General features: G+C 38.8%; 20 protein-coding genes and 1 pseudogene. 18 read left to right on the forward strand and 3 right to left on the reverse strand.

All coding sequences use genetic code 11. The annotated features are described in order from the left end of the window. The 12 genes from drmB (at nucleotide 1) to WMO62_RS00930 (ending at nucleotide 7,448) form a co-directional block, all read left to right on the forward strand. Nucleotides 1-1,863 (forward strand): DrmB family protein, encoded by a 1,863-nt coding sequence (gene drmB, locus WMO62_RS00875; protein ID WP_349143490.1) that lies wholly within the window; start codon nucleotides 1-3, stop codon nucleotides 1,861-1,863. 74 nt (nucleotides 1,864-1,937) lie between these two features. After that, complete coding sequence (locus tag WMO62_RS00880) at nucleotides 1,938-2,357, forward strand: very short patch repair endonuclease (protein ID WP_349143491.1); 420 nt, start codon at nucleotides 1,938-1,940, stop codon at nucleotides 2,355-2,357. Between the two features lie 49 nt (nucleotides 2,358-2,406). After that, nucleotides 2,407-3,258 (forward strand): DUF5677 domain-containing protein, encoded by an 852-nt coding sequence (locus tag WMO62_RS00885; RefSeq protein ID WP_349143492.1) that lies wholly within the window; start codon nucleotides 2,407-2,409, stop codon nucleotides 3,256-3,258. Between the two features lie 72 nt (nucleotides 3,259-3,330). Further along, the gene (locus WMO62_RS00890; protein WP_349143493.1) at nucleotides 3,331-3,960 is read left to right on the forward strand and encodes a hypothetical protein; all 630 of its coding nucleotides are present in this window, start codon (nucleotides 3,331-3,333) and stop codon (nucleotides 3,958-3,960) included. A 229-nt stretch (nucleotides 3,961-4,189) separates the two neighbouring features. Then, entirely contained in the window at nucleotides 4,190-4,357 is a 168-nt protein-coding gene (locus tag WMO62_RS00895; RefSeq protein ID WP_349143494.1) for a helix-turn-helix domain-containing protein, read from the forward strand. Nucleotides 4,358-4,438: 81 nt separating this feature from the next. Continuing rightward, nucleotides 4,439-4,615, forward strand: a complete 177-nt coding sequence (locus WMO62_RS00900; RefSeq protein ID WP_349143495.1) for an AAA family ATPase — start codon at nucleotides 4,439-4,441, stop codon at nucleotides 4,613-4,615. Continuing rightward, nucleotides 4,566-4,826 carry a hypothetical protein gene (locus WMO62_RS00905; RefSeq protein ID WP_349143496.1) on the forward strand — a complete coding sequence of 87 codons (261 nt, stop codon included), beginning with the start codon at nucleotides 4,566-4,568 and terminating at the stop codon, nucleotides 4,824-4,826. Before WMO62_RS00900 ends, WMO62_RS00905 begins: the two co-directional genes overlap by 50 nt. Nucleotides 4,827-4,876: 50 nt before the next feature. Continuing rightward, the gene (locus tag WMO62_RS00910; protein WP_349143497.1) at nucleotides 4,877-5,218 is read left to right on the forward strand and encodes an arsenate reductase family protein; all 342 of its coding nucleotides are present in this window, start codon (nucleotides 4,877-4,879) and stop codon (nucleotides 5,216-5,218) included. 355 nt (nucleotides 5,219-5,573) lie between these two features. Further along, nucleotides 5,574-5,867 (forward strand): type II toxin-antitoxin system RelB/DinJ family antitoxin, encoded by a 294-nt coding sequence (locus tag WMO62_RS00915; RefSeq protein ID WP_349143498.1) that lies wholly within the window; start codon nucleotides 5,574-5,576, stop codon nucleotides 5,865-5,867. Nucleotides 5,868-5,876: 9 nt separating this feature from the next. Continuing rightward, nucleotides 5,877-6,302: a putative toxin-antitoxin system toxin component, PIN family gene (locus WMO62_RS00920; protein WP_349143499.1), complete on the forward strand. Its 426-nt coding sequence runs from the start codon at nucleotides 5,877-5,879 to the stop codon at nucleotides 6,300-6,302. Between the two features lie 81 nt (nucleotides 6,303-6,383). Beyond that, complete coding sequence (locus WMO62_RS00925; RefSeq protein WP_349143500.1) at nucleotides 6,384-6,704, forward strand: helix-turn-helix domain-containing protein; 321 nt, start codon at nucleotides 6,384-6,386, stop codon at nucleotides 6,702-6,704. Between the two features lie 81 nt (nucleotides 6,705-6,785). Further along, the gene (locus WMO62_RS00930) at nucleotides 6,786-7,448 is read left to right on the forward strand and encodes a hypothetical protein (RefSeq protein WP_117496752.1); all 663 of its coding nucleotides are present in this window, start codon (nucleotides 6,786-6,788) and stop codon (nucleotides 7,446-7,448) included. A gap of 407 nt (nucleotides 7,449-7,855) precedes the next feature. Here WMO62_RS00930 and hcp read toward each other — a convergent pair whose 3' ends face one another. Both hcp and WMO62_RS00940 read right to left on the reverse strand, forming a co-directional pair. Continuing rightward, complete coding sequence (gene hcp, locus WMO62_RS00935) at nucleotides 7,856-9,460, reverse strand: hydroxylamine reductase (protein ID WP_349143501.1); 1,605 nt, start codon at nucleotides 9,458-9,460, stop codon at nucleotides 7,856-7,858. Nucleotides 9,461-9,475: 15 nt separating this feature from the next. Next, on the reverse strand, nucleotides 9,476-10,114 hold the full coding sequence (locus WMO62_RS00940) for an ATP-binding protein (protein ID WP_349143502.1): 639 nt from the start codon (nucleotides 10,112-10,114) through the stop codon (nucleotides 9,476-9,478). Nucleotides 10,115-10,212: 98 nt separating this feature from the next. On the opposite strand from WMO62_RS00940, the gene WMO62_RS00945 reads away from it, so the two are divergent. The 3 genes from WMO62_RS00945 to iadA all read left to right on the forward strand — a co-directional run bounded on the left by WMO62_RS00945 (nucleotide 10,213) and on the right by iadA (nucleotide 13,768). Beyond that, nucleotides 10,213-10,920, forward strand: coding sequence for a Crp/Fnr family transcriptional regulator (locus tag WMO62_RS00945; protein WP_349143503.1), 708 nt, complete (start codon nucleotides 10,213-10,215; stop codon nucleotides 10,918-10,920). A 143-nt stretch (nucleotides 10,921-11,063) separates the two neighbouring features. Continuing rightward, the gene (gene yfcC / locus WMO62_RS00950; RefSeq protein ID WP_117496758.1) at nucleotides 11,064-12,584 is read left to right on the forward strand and encodes a putative basic amino acid antiporter YfcC; all 1,521 of its coding nucleotides are present in this window, start codon (nucleotides 11,064-11,066) and stop codon (nucleotides 12,582-12,584) included. Between the two features lie 35 nt (nucleotides 12,585-12,619). Further along, complete coding sequence (gene iadA / locus WMO62_RS00955; protein WP_349143504.1) at nucleotides 12,620-13,768, forward strand: beta-aspartyl-peptidase; 1,149 nt, start codon at nucleotides 12,620-12,622, stop codon at nucleotides 13,766-13,768. A 76-nt stretch (nucleotides 13,769-13,844) separates the two neighbouring features. On the opposite strand, the gene WMO62_RS00960 is transcribed toward iadA, so the two are convergent. After that, nucleotides 13,845-14,099, reverse strand: coding sequence for a hypothetical protein (locus tag WMO62_RS00960; RefSeq protein ID WP_349143505.1), 255 nt, complete (start codon nucleotides 14,097-14,099; stop codon nucleotides 13,845-13,847). Nucleotides 14,100-14,555: 456 nt separating this feature from the next. Here WMO62_RS00960 and WMO62_RS00965 point away from each other — a divergent pair, with 456 nt between their 5' ends. The 3 genes and pseudogenes from WMO62_RS00965 to WMO62_RS00975 form a co-directional block, all read left to right on the forward strand. Beyond that, nucleotides 14,556-14,765, forward strand: a complete 210-nt coding sequence (locus tag WMO62_RS00965) for an excisionase (protein ID WP_349143506.1) — start codon at nucleotides 14,556-14,558, stop codon at nucleotides 14,763-14,765. A gap of 108 nt (nucleotides 14,766-14,873) precedes the next feature. Further along, nucleotides 14,874-15,083, forward strand: a complete 210-nt coding sequence (locus tag WMO62_RS00970; RefSeq protein ID WP_349143507.1) for a DNA-binding protein — start codon at nucleotides 14,874-14,876, stop codon at nucleotides 15,081-15,083. Then, nucleotides 15,083-16,128, forward strand: a pseudogene (locus tag WMO62_RS00975) (integrase DNA-binding domain-containing protein); the annotation flags it as partial. The gene WMO62_RS00970 and the pseudogene WMO62_RS00975, both read left to right, overlap by 1 nt. Between the last annotated feature and the right edge of the window lie 74 nt (nucleotides 16,129-16,202).

The raw sequence follows: 16,202 nt of genomic DNA on the forward strand, positions 1-16,202 counted from the left end.
ATGGAATATTCAAAAAGACCAATGCGTAGAAGTGCATTAATAGGACCGTGGGGAGTTGGGGCAATAGTACCATTCCCTAATGATGAGGCGCTTATGGTTACCGGATTGGATGCTTGGCGCTATCAAAAGGAACAACCTTTTATAATAACAGATGAAAGATTGACAAAACGGCTAGGAGTGAAAGAATTACGCTGGCCACCAGATTTCAGAGAGCGGAATGCTGATCCGGAGAACTGTAATATTAAAATTCCTACAGTTAGATTCCCAAGATGGCATTATTGTCCGTTTTGTGGAAGTATGGAAAAAACAACCTTTTATAGAGAATCGCTTCCTGAATGCGATCAGTTTCAATGGCCTAACGGTCGAGTATGTTCTTCAAAAGGAAAATTCCGGAGGAAAATGATACCGGAACGTTTTGTTGTAGTATGTCCTGAGGGGCATATTGATGATTTTCCAATTGCTGAATGGACACATAGTGGTGAGCAGAATATTGCATATACATATGATCCCAATACTTGTAGAATTCGTAGAAGTACGGGGGGATCATCTGCAAATTTATCTGGTGTCCATTATACATGTACATGCGGAGCGCATCGTTCTCTTGCAGGAGCAACGTCGAAAGGTGCATTAGCAAAAATTGGATATCGTTGTCGATGTTCTAAGCCATGGCTTGGACTTGAAGGAGATGAAGTATGTCCTGCAGATCCAGATCAGATAAAAGTTGTACTTCGTGGTGCAACCAATATCTGGTTTGCAGACACGAGGAGTTCAATTCATATTCCAATAGGAGATAATGTTGAAGATAGTACTATTGCGGGTATTCTTAGGGACAATTTTGAAGATATCAATTCTAGCAGAGTTGATGGTGGTTTAAATCGTTTTGTAATAGATTATATTGCGAAAAAAAATCATGTTGACAAAGATCGTTTATATCAGGCATTTGTCAATGCGGCAAATTATCGAGAAGGTACAATTGAAATTACGGAGGACATGACAGAAGATGAATACCGACTTGAGGAATATAAAGTTTTAATCCAAAATAGTGGTAATGATGTAGAAGATTTTCATTGTATTAATTATCCGATAAAAAATTATAGTTCGTTAATTCATAAGTATTTTAAGAGTATTTCATTAGTACCCAAACTTAGAGAAACACGCGCATTTGTTGGGTTTTCAAGATTGGATGCACCTAGCAAAAGAATTGCTGAAAGTAAAAAAGAACTTCGTTTGGGTAATGAAGAATGGCTTCCGGCAATAGAAGTTTATGGAGAAGGTATTTTCTTCGAATTTGATGAAGAAAAACTGACTGAATGGGCAAATAAACCGAACGTCAAAGAACGTATAAATATATTGAATCACTCATACCATAATGCTAAATTTGGAGTTGATGATCCAGGTAATCTGAGACCAGAATTTATTTTAATCCATACATTTGCACACTTGATTATAAATCAGTTGAGCTTTGATTGTGGATATGGTAGTTCGTCAATCAGAGAACGAATTTATTGTGAAAAATCAAGTGATAATCTGAAAATGCACGGCCTTCTCATTTATACTGCATCCGGTGATTCTGAGGGATCATTAGGTGGACTTGTTCGACAAGGTGAAACTGGTCGAATAGAAGATACTATCATTAGTGCTATGGAGAATGCATCTTGGTGTACATCTGACCCGATTTGCATTCAATCAGCTGGACAAGGACCAGAATCGTTAAATTTAGCGGCTTGCCACAATTGCACACTATTACCGGAAACTTGTTGTGAAATAGGTAATAGACTTCTTGATAGAGGTACAGTTGTAGGAACTTTGGCAGATAAGAAAATGGGATTTTTTGCTGACATTATAAATGCTGGAGATGAATAATTATGGCAGAAAAGCAAAAAAGGCTTGTTTAGGAAGATTAAAGGATTATTTTGAAAATATTTGAGAATTGACTAATGGATGTGCATGATAAAAAAACAAGAAGTTACAATATGTCCCGGATTAAGGGGAAAAATACAAAGCCAGAGGAAATCGTACGAAAGTATTTGTTTTCTAAAGGGTTTCGATATAGGAAGAATTATAAAAAACTTCCAGGAAAACCGGATATAGTGTTACCCAAATATAAAACAGTAATATTTATAAATGGCTGTTTCTGGCATAAACATACCGGATGTAAATATTTTAAATGGCCTAAAACTAATGCTGAATTTTGGAGAGAAAAAATAGAGGCTAATATTACTAGAGATTCACAGCAGTATGCAGAATTAAGACAATTAGGTTATAAAGTATTGATTGTATGGGAATGTCAATTAAAAGGCGGAGCAAAAGAGGAAATATTGAATTATTTGGTGCTTGAGATAAAAGGTAATGAATAAATAAAAAGATATATTGAATGAAAATGTATGGAAGATGTTAGGAGTATATATGGACTATTTACAAGAGGTTGGAAAACATATTGTTCGAGCAGATGGATATCTAAAAAATCTTTTGTTTAAAATGTCTCCATTATATCGTAAAGAGTATGGAGACAATCAAGATGTTACTGTGCCGCTATTTACAACATTACATTCAACAAGTGAAAGTATTTTGATTCTTTTATTAAACCAGAGTATTTTTGATGCAGATGTTTTGCTAAGAACAGTGATGGAGGGGACTATTAAATATTGTTATTTAATGGCAGGCACTATTAATGAGAGAAAAGAAAAGTATATTGAATATAAGATACAATTAGTAGATATAGCTAAAATTTCTGATCATAAAAAAGCTATTGAAGCTGTTGAAATTTTGCGAGAATTTTCTTCTAACAATACAAAACCATTTGAATGTGATATTTTACCAGATGATAAATTACTTGAATTGAAAAAACAATATCCTAAAAAAGAACAAGATAAGTTAAAACAGAAATGGAGCTATCAAGCACTATTGCGTAGTCTGGCAAAAATAAATCGTGTGTATGAGGCTCAATTAGGAACATTGGCTACTTATTCTTTGATGAGTCATTTTTGCCATTATGATTGGACAGGGGTTTCTAGTAGAAATGCACAAATTATTGAATCAGGAAATCCAGATGCAATAATATTTGACATAATGCATTCTATTCGTATTATTTCGAATGTATTAAGTATGGAATTGTTAAGAACTATGGAATATATGAATGGAAAGGAAGCTAATTTGCCAGAAATTGCAGCCTTATGTATGGAGGGCTTCAAATTTGTATCAGAGTTGGATGAGCTTAATAATAATATGCTAGAAAAGGCGTTAAAAATGAATACATAAATTTTGCTATAGAGGATTCATGCTTGATGTCACAATTAAATTAGTTGTATAAATTGATTCGAGGAAAAACAAATGTATGAAGCTTTAACATATCAAGGAATGCTGAAAGAGATAGCTTACAATGTTCGAAATAAGAACGTAATGAATGATACTATAGGGATATTAGTGACAAGACCAGATTTACCGACAGGAAAGGAAATCTTAAATAGCTTAGAATACTTTCACTTTAGAACCGGAAAAACAATAAATTTTTATTTGCCAGGATATGGGGCATACTGGCCAAGGACAGAATATTCAGATAGAAAAGAAGTTGTTGAAATTGATGGAGTTAAATGGTTCTTCAGCAATGAAAAGTTTGTACAATATATTGAAGATTTGGAAAAATATTCAAAATGGGAGTATTCTGGAGAAAGTGAACTTTTGCTGATTGAACTGAAAGAAGGAAAACTCTCATATAAATGTATGTTACAGTTTTATCTTGATAATATGATTCGAGATGGGGTTATTGTATCTATACATCAGTTTTTTGAGAAAGTAATGCGAATATGTAGTCAAACGAATTCTGCCAAACAGATTAGTAATGCAATGGGAATTGATAAAGCAAAACAAATTATGAGGGATAAATTATTGGAAAAATTACCTGCAGATATGGGGATAATTTTCGGACAAGAACGATATTTTTGTGTTAGAAATTTGGAATAAAATTTCATCGATTTAAAATGTGTAAACAAGCAATCATAAAAATTTACGATTGTTTTTTCGTCCATTTCCGGTTATTTAATGAAGCCAAAAGAGATGGAATTTTATAACTGTAACGTAAAAAGAGTTACATTTATAAAATATGCAATGTCACAAAAATGCCGAGAACGGAAAAAAATTAGATGGATATTTTTAGTGTCATCAATTATCTGAAAGATTGGAGTGCACATCAATGAAAACTTGCAAGGAAATGGCAACAATATGGAATGTGACAGAACGTACAGTGTCAGCATTTTGTAAAGAGGGGAAGATACCAGGTGCTGTGAAGAATGGAAAGAGCTGGCAGATTCCTGATGATGCGGAAAAACCTGTTGATGGGCGCATTTCAACAGGGAGATAAAAGAGAGATTCCAGAACTGGTACGAAGCCGTTTCCGATTGGAATTTCTGATTATGTGCGGGCGCAGGCGGAATATTATTATGTGGATAAGACGATGCTGATCAAGGAGTTCCTGAATCAGAAGCCGCTGGTGTCGTTATTTACCAGACCGAGACGGTTTGGCAAGACTCTGAATATGGATATGTTCAGAGTGTTCTTTGAGATTTCAGATGAGGATACAAGCAGATTTTTCTCTGACAAGGGTGATCGCCAGAATTGACCAGAATGTGGTGTATCGTTCTTTGGCTGAAGATCCGGCAAATATTTACAGCTTATTGCTGGTGGCTGGATATTTGAAAGTACCGAGGAAAGATCTGCAGGCGGATGGCAGTTATCTGTGTGAGGTATCAATTCCGAATAAAGAAATTGCGGCAGTTTATAAAAATGAAATCTTGTCGCATTTGTTGCAGAGTAAGTGTGAAGTGATATGATTTTGAGATGTACGAAAATGGACGGATACAAATGAAAGGATCAGACCGATATGAACATACAGATATTTGGTACGAAGAAATGTAATGACACGAAGAAGGCAGAGCGATTTTTCAAAGAGCGGGGGATCAAGTACCAGTTCATCGACATGAAAGAGAAGGGTATGAGCAAGGGTGAGTTCAATTCTGTTGCTCAGGTCAATGGCGGACTGGAAAATATGATCAACTGGGAAGGCAAAGACAAGGATCTGCTTGCACTTATTAAATATACAGTGGAGGAAGACAAGCTTGCAAAGGTGCTGGAAAATCCGCAGGTTTTGAAGACACCGGTGGTAAGAAATGGAAAGCAGTCCACGCTCGGATATCAGCCGGATATCTGGAAGGGCTGGACTTAATCGTTTATAAATGGTCAATAATTCAATCGTAAATATTTGCGATTGAATTATTGACCGTTCTTGCATATAGGCAGATTTTGTATGAGTTCGGATGATATAAGGAGAAGAATGGATTTGCAAACAGATAAACTGATAGATAGAGAAAATATTGTTATAGAGGATTATTATTACTTATTAACGGTATATATGAAAATAAAAACATTTTTGGAGACTTTGGAATTGAAGAGATTCTATCCAGAATGAATATCTAATTCTTGAATATACTATAGAAAACAAAATATTTCTGACAAATGATTGACAATATCATTCAATGTATTATAATTGAAGTACAAACAAATCGAAGGAGGTGCTTGATATGGCAACAACATTAGTACAAGTTAGAATTGATGACGAATTGAAAAATCAGGCAACTGCGGTGTATGACGCATTAGGAATAGATTTATCGACAGCGGTGCGAATGTTTTTAAAAAGATCAGTAATGGTTAATGGTGTTCCTTTTAATATGACTTTGCCGAAAAAAGATTATAAGGCTGAAAGAGCAGTAAGGGCTCTTCAGGAACTTAGTAATGCAGCGATTGAAAATGGAACTTCAGAGATGACACTGGAAGAGATCAATGCTGAAATTGATGCAGTTAGAAAACTAAAATAAGGGGGATCAATGCTTTACTACGCAGTAATAGATACAAATGTATTGGTTTCCGCTATGCTGAAATTCCAATCTGTTCCTGGACAGATTGCCAATGAGGCACTTTTGGGAGCTTTGATTCCCTTATTAAGTGATGAAATAGTTACAGAGTATAGGGAAGTGCTGGCACGACCTAAATTTAAGTTTAATCAAAGAACCGTGGATGCTTTTATCGATGGGATTATTGATAGGGGGATATTTGTAGATACGGTTCCAGTTGAAGAAATTATTCCAGATCCTAAAGATGTTGTTTTTTACGAAGTGGTTATGGAAGGACGTAAAGAATATGAAGATGCATATCTTGTCACAGGAAATATTAAGCATTTTCCTGCGAGATCTTTTGTTGTTACGCCAAAGGAAATGTTAGATATCATACATAATGAATATAGAATTTATTAAAAAGGGCATCGAAGAATTTGGTGTCCATTTTTTACAGGGATGGGGATAACCCGAATAGGCAAATCTTATGGATGGAGGTGCATGATGATCCCATTAATCAACAAAAGAGAAACCGGAATCAATCTGCGCAGAATCATGGATGCGAAGGGCATTACCGTGAAAGATGTGCAGCAGTATCTTGAACTTGGCAGTGTGCAGAGTATTTATCATTGGTTAAATGGAAACAGTCTGCCGACTATTGACAATCTCTATGCACTCAGTGAATTGTTTCAGATGCCAGTGGATGAGATGATCTGTGGTAATAGAACGCCTGTCATAAAGCGTTCTATCAAAACCCAGACCGATCAGGACAGACGTCTTTATTCTTATTTTGAAAAAATTACAGAAAAGAAAATCGCATAGAATTATACTACAAGTTCAATGACAATGAACAGATCCTCCCTTAAAATGGTTATAGAAACGATTTTTGAGGGAGGTTTTTCTATGAGTGAAAAAATGTTAGTGACACAGGCACTTGATGAGAGAGATTTATTGGTAAAGAAGATTTCTGATAAGATTGAGAAAGCAAGTTTTGTAGATACGATAAAGCCGAACGAGGAAAAGGTGTATGCTGGAAGATGTGGAAAGGAAGAATTTGCAAAGGATGCACAAGCAGCTTATCAGCAAATCACGGATCTGATTGACCGGTTCCAGAAGATAGATGCGGCTATTGTTGCCTCTAATGCAAAAGCTGAGATTACCACATCTTATGGGGTTTTCACAGTCGCAGGCGCGATTTCTCTCAGAGGAAGACTGCGCGGCATGGGTGTTTATGAGGATGAGGCAGATTTTGAAGGAAAACTCCAGCGTAAGCTTAAAAATGAATATGATGAAAGAATTCGTTTTTGTGATATCAAAAATGGTCAATTGCAGTCAACAGCCGAGAATATGCGTCTCAGTATTCTTGGAAAAGACAGCAAGACAAAGGACGAAAAGCCGCTGGGAGTGGTGGATACGTATGTGAAAGAAAATACAACGGAGCTGGTGGATCCCCTGGAAGTCCAGAAGAAGCTGAGCGCTCTGGAGGAAAAGAGAAGTACATTGCTTCGGGAACTGGATACGCAGATAAAAGTGTCCAACGCAACTACGTTTATTGAGATTATGTAAGAGATATGCCCGCATTACGAAAACCTTAAACCCGGCTTCCCGTAACAGGGTTACGTTACAAAAGTTGGTTAAGTGAAAAGATGCTGATAACATCTCCAATTTAACGGTTTTATATTTTGTCTGAACTATAACAGAGAAATGGTTAATGATCTTGTTTATAAATGGTTTTACATCAATGGAGAATTTTCTGCAGACATAGAAATATGTTGAAATCCGTGAAACAGGTTGAGTGTTAAGTCGGTTGACAATAGGTGATCCTCACGGCTGTAATGTGGGCTTTTATAATGGTGAAATATAATGAGGAAATGCAGAAAAGAAACTGCAGTAATAGAAGTAATCAATAAAGCCGATACAGGATTTTTGAATTCAGCATCGGCTTTATCGATTATATAGAGACTTTAAAAAATCTATTTGCTATGGTTCATCAGCGTTTTAATGTCTTCTTCTGGTGTGGTGATAGGTGCGATACCATAATTTTCCACAAGAAAGTTCAGAATATTAGGAGACAGGAACGCCGGAAGAGAAGGGCCAAGACGGATATTTTTAATACCCAGGTGCAGGAGGGTTAACAGGATGCAGACTGCCTTCTGTTCGTACCAGGAGAGAACGAAGGAGAGCGGAAGCTCATTTACAGAACATCCAAATGCATCCGCAAGTGCCACAGCAACCTGGATCGCACCATAAGCATCATTACACTGCCCCATATCCATCAGTCGCGGCAGACCACCGATTTCTCCCAGATCGAGATCATTGAATCGGAACTTGCCACAAGCCAGAGTGAGGATGATGCTGTCAGAAGGTGTCTGTTTCACGAATTCTGTGTAATAGTTTCGACCTGGTTTAGCTCCATCACAGCCGGCAACCAGGAAGAAATGGCGGATTGCACCTGCTTTTACTGCCTCAACTACAGTTCCTGCATGGGACAGGATGGCTGCATGACCAAAACCGGTTGTCACTTTTGTACCGCCGTTGATGCCTGTGAGTATCTGATCTTCTTTGTAACCACCCAGTTCCAGTGCTTTTTCAATGACCGGCGTGAAATCTTTCTTCTCATCGATATGGACAGCACCTGGGAAAGCAACTACTTCTGTTGTAAATACTCTGTCAGCGTAACTGCTTTTGGGCGGCATCAGACAGTTGGTAGTGTAAAGAATCGGAGCTGGAAGATGATCAAACTCTTTCTGCTGATTCTGCCATGCAGTTCCAAAATTCCCTTTTAAGTGAGAGAATTTCTTTAAGAGTGGATAAGCATGGGCAGGGAGCATTTCACCGTGGGTATAGATATTGATTCCTTTTCCCTCTGTCTGTTCAAGTAAAAGCTGCAGATCCTTCAGATCATGTCCGGTCACAACAATAAAGGGTCCTTTTTCTACGGTAAGAGTAACTGCAGTCGGTTCTGGTGTTCCGTAAGTTTCGGTATTTGCCTTGTCAAGGAGTGCCATGCACTTCAGATTGATTTCTCCTACTTTCAGCACAACAGGAAGCAGTGCCTCCACACTTTCTTCGTAACCAATCTTAAATAATGCCTCGCAGAAGAACCGATTCACTTCGGCATCTTCATAATTCAGAACGTTTGCATGATAGGCATAGGCTGCCATTCCGCGAATTCCGAAAAGAATAAGAGATTTCAAAGAGCGGACATCTTCATCGGCATCCCACAGCTGCTGCATATCGTATTCGTCTGTTTTGCCGCATGATGACTGACATTTACTGCAGTCAGGAACCAGTCTTTCTTTCTCGGCTCTGACTTTTTGTATCATATTTTGAATCGCTGCATCATCAAAACTCACATTTGTAACGGTAGTAAACAATCCTTCGATTATGACCTGCCCGGTTCTTTTGGAAATAGCTGCTGTATCATCGACAGCTCTTGCCAGACCGATCAAAGCACCCGTCAGTTCATCTTGTAATCTGGCTGTATCCGCCTTTTTTCCACAGACACCGGCATTTCCTGTGCAGCCGGTACATCCGACTGTCTGTTCACATTGAAAACAAAACATTTTTTTATCCATTTGTGTATTCTCCTTTTATTCTAATATTTTTCCATCAATACTTATTGTTACAACTTGCCATGGTATGAATTTTCCACTGCTTTGAAGGGCTTTTTTTGCTGCCATTTCCAGTCCACCACAGCATGGAACTTCCATTCTTACAATTGTCACACTTTGAATGTTGTTATTTTGAATAATCTCGGTCAGTTTCTCACTATAATCCACCTGATCTAATTTTGGACAACCAATTAAAGTTACCTTATTTCGAATAAAATCCTGATGAAAGCTGGCATAAGCGTAAGCAGTACAATCAGCTGCGATTAAAAGTTTTGCACCGTTAAAATATGGTGCATTAACCGGAGCCAGTTTAATCTGTACCGGCCAGTTCTGAAGCTTTGGCACCGAGTGTGCAGACATTGCCTGATTTTTGACAAATAGTTTCTTCTGTGCTTCTTTCACGGCTTCTTCATCATATGCGGGTGCTTCTCTTTCCTCAAATGAAATGGCACCTGTGGGACATTCCGGAAGACAGTCGCCCAGTCCGTCACAGAAATGTTCTCTCACCAATTCCGCTTTTCCGTTAATGATATCAATGGCACCTTCGTGGCAGGCATCTGCACAAACACCGCAGCCGTTGCATTTGTCTTTATCAATCCTGATAATCTTTCTTATCATTTTTATCCTCCGTCAATAGCATTTAACTTTTGTTTCTGGTAGAATCATAGTATAATAAACACAACTTGTATGTTTGATTTCCAACAGGAGGAATGATTTTGAAAAAATATTTACCCATTCTAAGAAACAGTCCATTTTTTAAAGGTCTTACTGATAACGAGATACTATCCATATTACATTGTGTAAAGGCTACAACCATTTCAAAAGAGCGAGATTCCTATATTTTCAGAGCAGGGGATTCTACCGAAGTAATGGGACTTGTGGTGTCTGGCTGCGTTCTTGTTATTCAGGAAGATCTCTGGGGGCATCGGAATATTCTGTCTAAATGTCATACCGGTGATTTCTTTGGAGAACCCTATGCAGCATGCTCTGGGGCTGTCCTGAATATCAGTGTGGTAGCGGATGAGGATTGCGAGATTATTTTTTTGAATGTCCAGAGGCTTCTGATTACTTGTCAAACTGCATGTGAACATCATCAGAAGCTGATTCGTAATCTGGTCAGTGTCCTGGCAAATAAGATACTGATTCTGAACGATAAGATCACACATGTTGGCAAGCGAACAACCAGGGATAAACTATTGTCATATCTGTCAGCCGAGTCTATCAGACATTCGTCGTTATCCTTTGACATTCCTTTTGACCGGCAGCAGCTGGCGGACTATCTTTGTATTGATCGTGCAGCAATGTCTACAGAGATATCAAAGTTGCAAAAAGAAGGATTTATAAAAACAAATAGAAATCATTTTGAATTAACTGTTTCTGATGATATGGATTCAAGAACAAAAACGGGATTTACAAAAGGTTGAATGTTGGTATTAGTAGAGCCGATCCCATCATTTGGTGTATAGAATACAGGAAAAAGACATAAAATATGTAAATTTTTAATTAGATTTTAAGCATTTTATGGTACACTGATATAGTATATCAAAAATGGGAAGGAGACTCAAAAATGAACAAAAAAGAAGGAAAAGGGTTAAAGTCTTTTGATAAGGGATTTCAAGTGCCTGACACCTACATCATTATCTTTCTGGTAGTTGTTGTCGCGGCACTTCTGACTTTCCTTGTACCAAAGGGATTTTACGAAACACAGGATATTTCGTACATGATCAATGGTGTTGAGAAAACACGTACAGTAATCAAAGACGGAAGTTTCCAGTATCTGACAGATGATTCAGGAAATGTAGTAACAGAAGGAGTAGCACTCTTTAGTGGAGATGGTGGAACAGGAATCTTCAACTATATGTATAACGGAATCGTAAATAGTTCTGCAATCGAGATTATCGCATTCCTTATGGTAGTAGGTGGTGCATTTGGCATCATGATACGTACCGGTGCGATTGAATCCGGACTGATCGGATTGATCCGTAAGGCAAAGGGAGCCGAGAAACTGCTGATTCCAGTACTTTTCGTACTGTTTTCTCTTGGTGGAGCAGTTTTCGGAATGGGAGAAGAAGCACTTCCGTTTACTATGATTCTTTGTCCGTTATTTGTAGCAGTTGGATATGATTCAGTTATCGCAGTTCTTGTTACTTATGTTGCAACACAGATTGGTTTCGGATCATCTTGGATGAATCCATTTTCTGTAGGTATTGCACAGGGTATTGCAGGTATTGACGTATTCTCTGGCGCAGGATTCCGTATGGTAATGTGGGTAGTATTTACAGCACTCGGCTGTGGAATGACTATGTTCTATGCAGCAAAGATCAAAAAGACTCCGACAATCTCAATCGCATATAAGACGGATGCATATTTCCGTGAGCAGAATGAAAAAACAGGAATTGACGAAGGACATTCATTTGGTCTTGGACACATTTTAGTTCTTCTGACACTGGCTGCTACAGTAGTATGGGTAATTTGGGGAGTTATGACACAAGGATACTACATGCCAGAGATTGCTACACAGTTCTTCATTATGGGAATTGTTTCCGGTGTGATTGGAGTTATCTTTAAGCTGAACGATATGAGATTGAATGATATTGCAACATCATTCAAAGATGGAGCAAAAGACCTGATCGGTGCAGCACTTGTTGTTGCTATGGCTCAGGGCATCATGCAGGTTCTTGGGGGATCTGATCCGACAACACCTACAGTTATCAATACAATTATGTATAATATTTCAAATGCACTGTCTGGAGTTTCCGGAGCAGTTGCAGCAGTACTTATGTATCTGTTCCAGTCCGTATTCAACTTCTTCGTCGTATCCGGAACAGGACAGGCTGCAATCACAATGCCGATCATGGCTCCACTGTCAGACCTGCTAGGTGTTTCACGTCAGACAGCGGTAGTTGCATTCCAGCTTGGTGATGCATTTACAAACCTGATTGTTCCTACATCCGGATGTCTGATCGGATCTCTTGCGATTGCAAAGATTGAGTGGTCTAACTGGATTAAATTCATGTGGAAATTCCTTGGTGTCTTAATGATTGGTGCAATCATTACAGTTCTTGTTGCAGTTGGAATTGGATTCTAAAACATGTTCGACTTGAAAATTGAGAGTGATTTGTGATGAAATTAATTCAGAATATTGATGTTTATGCCCCACAGCATCTGGGAAAAAGAGATGTCCTTACAATTAATGATAAGATTGTTAAGATTAAAGATGCAGGTTCTATATCCGCAGATGGATTTCTTTCCGAGGCAGAAATGATCAATGGAGAGGGGTTACTTTTAACTCCGGGATTCATTGATAGTCATGTTCATGTACTCGGAGGCGGTGGCGAAGGTGGATTTGCCAATCGTACTCCGGAAGCAACTATGGAAGGACTTACAAAGTTTGGAGTAACAACAGTTGTTGGCTGCCTTGGAACAGATGGAATCGGCCGTGATATGTGTGCACTGGTTGCAAAGACAAAAGGATTGAATGAGCAGGGAATGTCTGCATACTGTTATACAGGCAGTTATCAGATTCCGGTTCGCACGCTGACTGACAGTATTGTGAAAGATATTATGATGATTCAGGAAATCATTGGAACTGGAGAAATCGCGATCTCCGATCATCGTTCTTCACAGCCGACTTTTGAGGAATTTGCACGTGTCGTTGCGGATACGAGACTTGGTGGTGTTCTTTCCGGAAAAGCTGGTATTGTAAATGTTCATCTTGGCGACAGTCCGAGATGTTTAGATCTTATTGAACGAGTAGTAGATGAGACAGAGATACCGGCTTCTCAAATGCTGCCAACACATATCAATCGAAATGAGATGCTTTTTGGCAAGGCGATTGAGTATGCGCTGAAAGGTGGAGCAGTAGACTTTACCGGAAATGAAGATATTGACTATTGGGAAGCTATCTGTGATGAGGTACGTGTATGTAATGGTATCAAACGGATGTTAGATGCAGGAGTAAATCCTGACCGCATAACAATTTCTTCTGATGGACAGGGAAGCCTTCCGATGTACAGTAGTGATGGTGAATTCCTTGGAATGGGCGTTGGACAGTCCAGCTGCCTTCTGAAGGAAGTAAAGGAATGTGTGTTTAAAACAGAAATTCCTTTAGAAATAGCTATTTCTACAATTACATCGAATCCAGCAGATATTCTTCGTCTTAAAGGAAAAGGTAAGGTTGAAGAAGGCTATGATGCGGATCTTTGTATTCTTGACCAGGAACTTCGGCTTGTTGAAGTAATTGCAAAAGGGAATACAGTTTATACAAAATAAAGACATTCTTGAATGATATTAGAAGAGGGTGTCGCAAAATCATCAGATTAGATGATAGAGTGATGCCCTCGCTCTATCATCTGTAAAAAAATGTCCGCACCCTCCATTCGTTTTTGTATGCACGAATAACTGTCGCTATCCTTCTTAAATCAGATTCCTTTTCAATTTCATTCATAACCTTTCCGGCTGCAACAGTCGGCATACTGTAAGTTCCTGTACTAATATCCCTGCCCTTTGCAAGAATATCCTCTCTCGCCTCTTTATTTCTCATCGCATTCCAGAACTGAATATCATATTCTGGCTGTGCCGTAATCTGCGTATTACTAATCATAATCTTCTCCTCCTTAATTTCTGTCGCACACAGGGCATTTATAAAGTCCAAGTGTATTTAATGTCAGCTGTCTCCCAATCTGTTTCAGATGATTGCCACACTTAGGGCAATGAATTTCATACGCAAATGCCATTTCCTCTGTATGATCATTGCTCGCATGAAGTCTGTACGTTCTCTTTATCTTTCCGGTCTCATTCCGGCTTAGTTCATCCGTCAAATACAACCATGTGAAGTTTATTTTTTGTATGGTATTTCGCTGTATTGGGTGTTAATACCCCGTTCAAATTCGCATTTTTTGTGCGTGAAAGGGAAGCACCGTTGCCCGGCATAAAAGGTGACAGAGATTTAGACCGCCCCTGGGGGCAAATATCACAGAATCAGAGTGAAAATGACAAAAAAGAAAAAATAGTACAAAGGAGTCAGCTGTGTGATCACCTTGTCGGAAGGAGAGATACTATGAATGCAGAAAGCAATGAAGCGCTTCCTGTTAGTGAGAAGTATATGCTCACCATCAAGGAGGCAGCAGCTTATTTTAATATTGGTATAAAGAAACTGAGAAGAATTGCAGAGGATAACCTTGGAACGGTGGCGGTGTACTGTGGAAATCGATTCCTCATTATCCGCCCGAAGTTCGAAGAATTTATTATTAATTCTTCAGAAATATAGTTCCTTTTATCTGCCGAAAGTAGTTGCTATTACAGGGCATAAGAGCGAACATAGGATGACCCCGAAAACCCTTGAAAACAGCCACTTTTGGCAGAAAGGAAGTGTTTTATGGAAAGACCAGATTTAGCAGAAAAGGATATTTTGAATCCTTCTGAGGCAATTGAATATTTTGTTCTGAGCCGGAGAAAATTTTATGATTTACTGAATAATACGGATGGAGAAGAGTTTCTGGCATACTACGGAGAACGCAAGCTGATTCTTCGTGTAGCCGTTGAAAAGTATCTGCATAACCATCCAGAACTAAGGAGGCGGGTATAATGGCAAAGGCAGGAAGAGGACAGACAAGGCGGGACTCCAAACGCAGAGTATTAAGACCGAGAGAAAGCATAAGAGCAGACGGAAAATATCAATATAAATATCACATTGATGGAAAACCACATTTTGTATACAGTTGGAAACTGGAGCCTACGGATAAACTTCCAAAGGGCAAAAAGCCATATCTATCGCTTAGGGAATTGGAAAAACAGGTAAACACAGATTTAGATTTGCTTATAAATATCGTGGACGGACAGATGACAGTCTGTGAACTGGTAGACCGATATTGGAAAACAAAGACAGGAGTAAGGCAAAGCACGAAACAGGGATATGTTACAGTACAGAGATTACTTGCAAAGGAAGCATTTGGCAAAAAGACGATACGAAGTGTGAAAACATCCGATGCAAAGCTGTTCCTTATCAAATTGCAGCAGGAGGATGGGAAAAGGTACAGTTCCATTCATACCATCCGGGGGTGCTGCGACCAACCTTTCAGATGGCGGTGGATGATGACATTCTGGTAAAGAATCCATTCGGATTTCAACTTGCCGGGGTATTGGTAAATGATGCAGTTACAAGAGAGGCAATCACAAAAGACCAGATGAGAAAGTTCCTAAAGTTTGTGCATGACGATGTGGTGTACTGTAAATACTATGAAGTTGTGTACATATTCTTTCATACAGGAATGCGAATATCGGAATTTTGTGGACTGACACTAAAGGATATTGATCTTGAGAACAGACCAGTGAATATCGACCATCAGTTGCAGAGAACATCAGACATGCGATACATCATAGAAACCACAAAGACGGATGCCGGAACAAGAGTATTGCCAATCACAGAGTATGTGGCACAGATGTTTCAGGCAATCATCGAGGACAGAAATGCACCGAAAGTGGAGAAAACCATAGACGGATATAGTGGATTTCTATTTTACGATGATAATGGAATGCCACTTGTGGCAATGCACTGGCAGCACCGCTTCAACCATATGGTCGGTAGATACAATGACATTTACCGAGTGCAGATGCCAAACATTACGCCTCATGGTCGAGTTATAATAAGGACAAGTTAGAAAACTCCAGTAAATACAAGGGGTTGCACTAATTTAGTCCTTATTTT

Source organism: Hominiventricola aquisgranensis, assembly GCF_040096225.1.
GTDB lineage: Bacteria > Bacillota > Clostridia > Lachnospirales > Lachnospiraceae > Hominiventricola > Hominiventricola aquisgranensis.

Excerpts from the sequence above, each read along its gene's own strand:
- drmB (WP_349143490.1), top strand. The coding sequence starts at position 1 with ATGGAATATTCAAAAAGACCAATGCGTAGAAGTGCATTAATAGGACCG.
- WMO62_RS00880 (WP_349143491.1), top strand. The coding sequence starts at position 1,938 with ATGGATGTGCATGATAAAAAAACAAGAAGTTACAATATGTCCCGGATT.
- WMO62_RS00885 (WP_349143492.1), top strand. The coding sequence starts at position 2,407 with ATGGACTATTTACAAGAGGTTGGAAAACATATTGTTCGAGCAGATGGA.
- WMO62_RS00890 (WP_349143493.1), top strand. The coding sequence starts at position 3,331 with ATGTATGAAGCTTTAACATATCAAGGAATGCTGAAAGAGATAGCTTAC.
- WMO62_RS00895 (WP_349143494.1), top strand. The coding sequence starts at position 4,190 with ATGAAAACTTGCAAGGAAATGGCAACAATATGGAATGTGACAGAACGT.
- WMO62_RS00905 (WP_349143496.1), top strand. The coding sequence starts at position 4,566 with ATGAGGATACAAGCAGATTTTTCTCTGACAAGGGTGATCGCCAGAATT.
- WMO62_RS00910 (WP_349143497.1), top strand. The coding sequence starts at position 4,877 with ATGAACATACAGATATTTGGTACGAAGAAATGTAATGACACGAAGAAG.
- WMO62_RS00915 (WP_349143498.1), top strand. The coding sequence starts at position 5,574 with ATGGCAACAACATTAGTACAAGTTAGAATTGATGACGAATTGAAAAAT.
- WMO62_RS00920 (WP_349143499.1), top strand. The coding sequence starts at position 5,877 with ATGCTTTACTACGCAGTAATAGATACAAATGTATTGGTTTCCGCTATG.
- WMO62_RS00925 (WP_349143500.1), top strand. The coding sequence starts at position 6,384 with ATGATGATCCCATTAATCAACAAAAGAGAAACCGGAATCAATCTGCGC.
- WMO62_RS00930 (WP_117496752.1), top strand. The coding sequence starts at position 6,786 with ATGAGTGAAAAAATGTTAGTGACACAGGCACTTGATGAGAGAGATTTA.
- hcp (WP_349143501.1), bottom strand. The coding sequence starts at position 9,460 with ATGGATAAAAAAATGTTTTGTTTTCAATGTGAACAGACAGTCGGATGT.
- WMO62_RS00940 (WP_349143502.1), bottom strand. The coding sequence starts at position 10,114 with ATGATAAGAAAGATTATCAGGATTGATAAAGACAAATGCAACGGCTGC.
- yfcC (WP_117496758.1), top strand. The coding sequence starts at position 11,064 with ATGAACAAAAAAGAAGGAAAAGGGTTAAAGTCTTTTGATAAGGGATTT.
- iadA (WP_349143504.1), top strand. The coding sequence starts at position 12,620 with ATGAAATTAATTCAGAATATTGATGTTTATGCCCCACAGCATCTGGGA.
- WMO62_RS00960 (WP_349143505.1), bottom strand. The coding sequence starts at position 14,099 with ATGATTAGTAATACGCAGATTACGGCACAGCCAGAATATGATATTCAG.
- WMO62_RS00965 (WP_349143506.1), top strand. The coding sequence starts at position 14,556 with ATGAATGCAGAAAGCAATGAAGCGCTTCCTGTTAGTGAGAAGTATATG.
- WMO62_RS00970 (WP_349143507.1), top strand. The coding sequence starts at position 14,874 with ATGGAAAGACCAGATTTAGCAGAAAAGGATATTTTGAATCCTTCTGAG.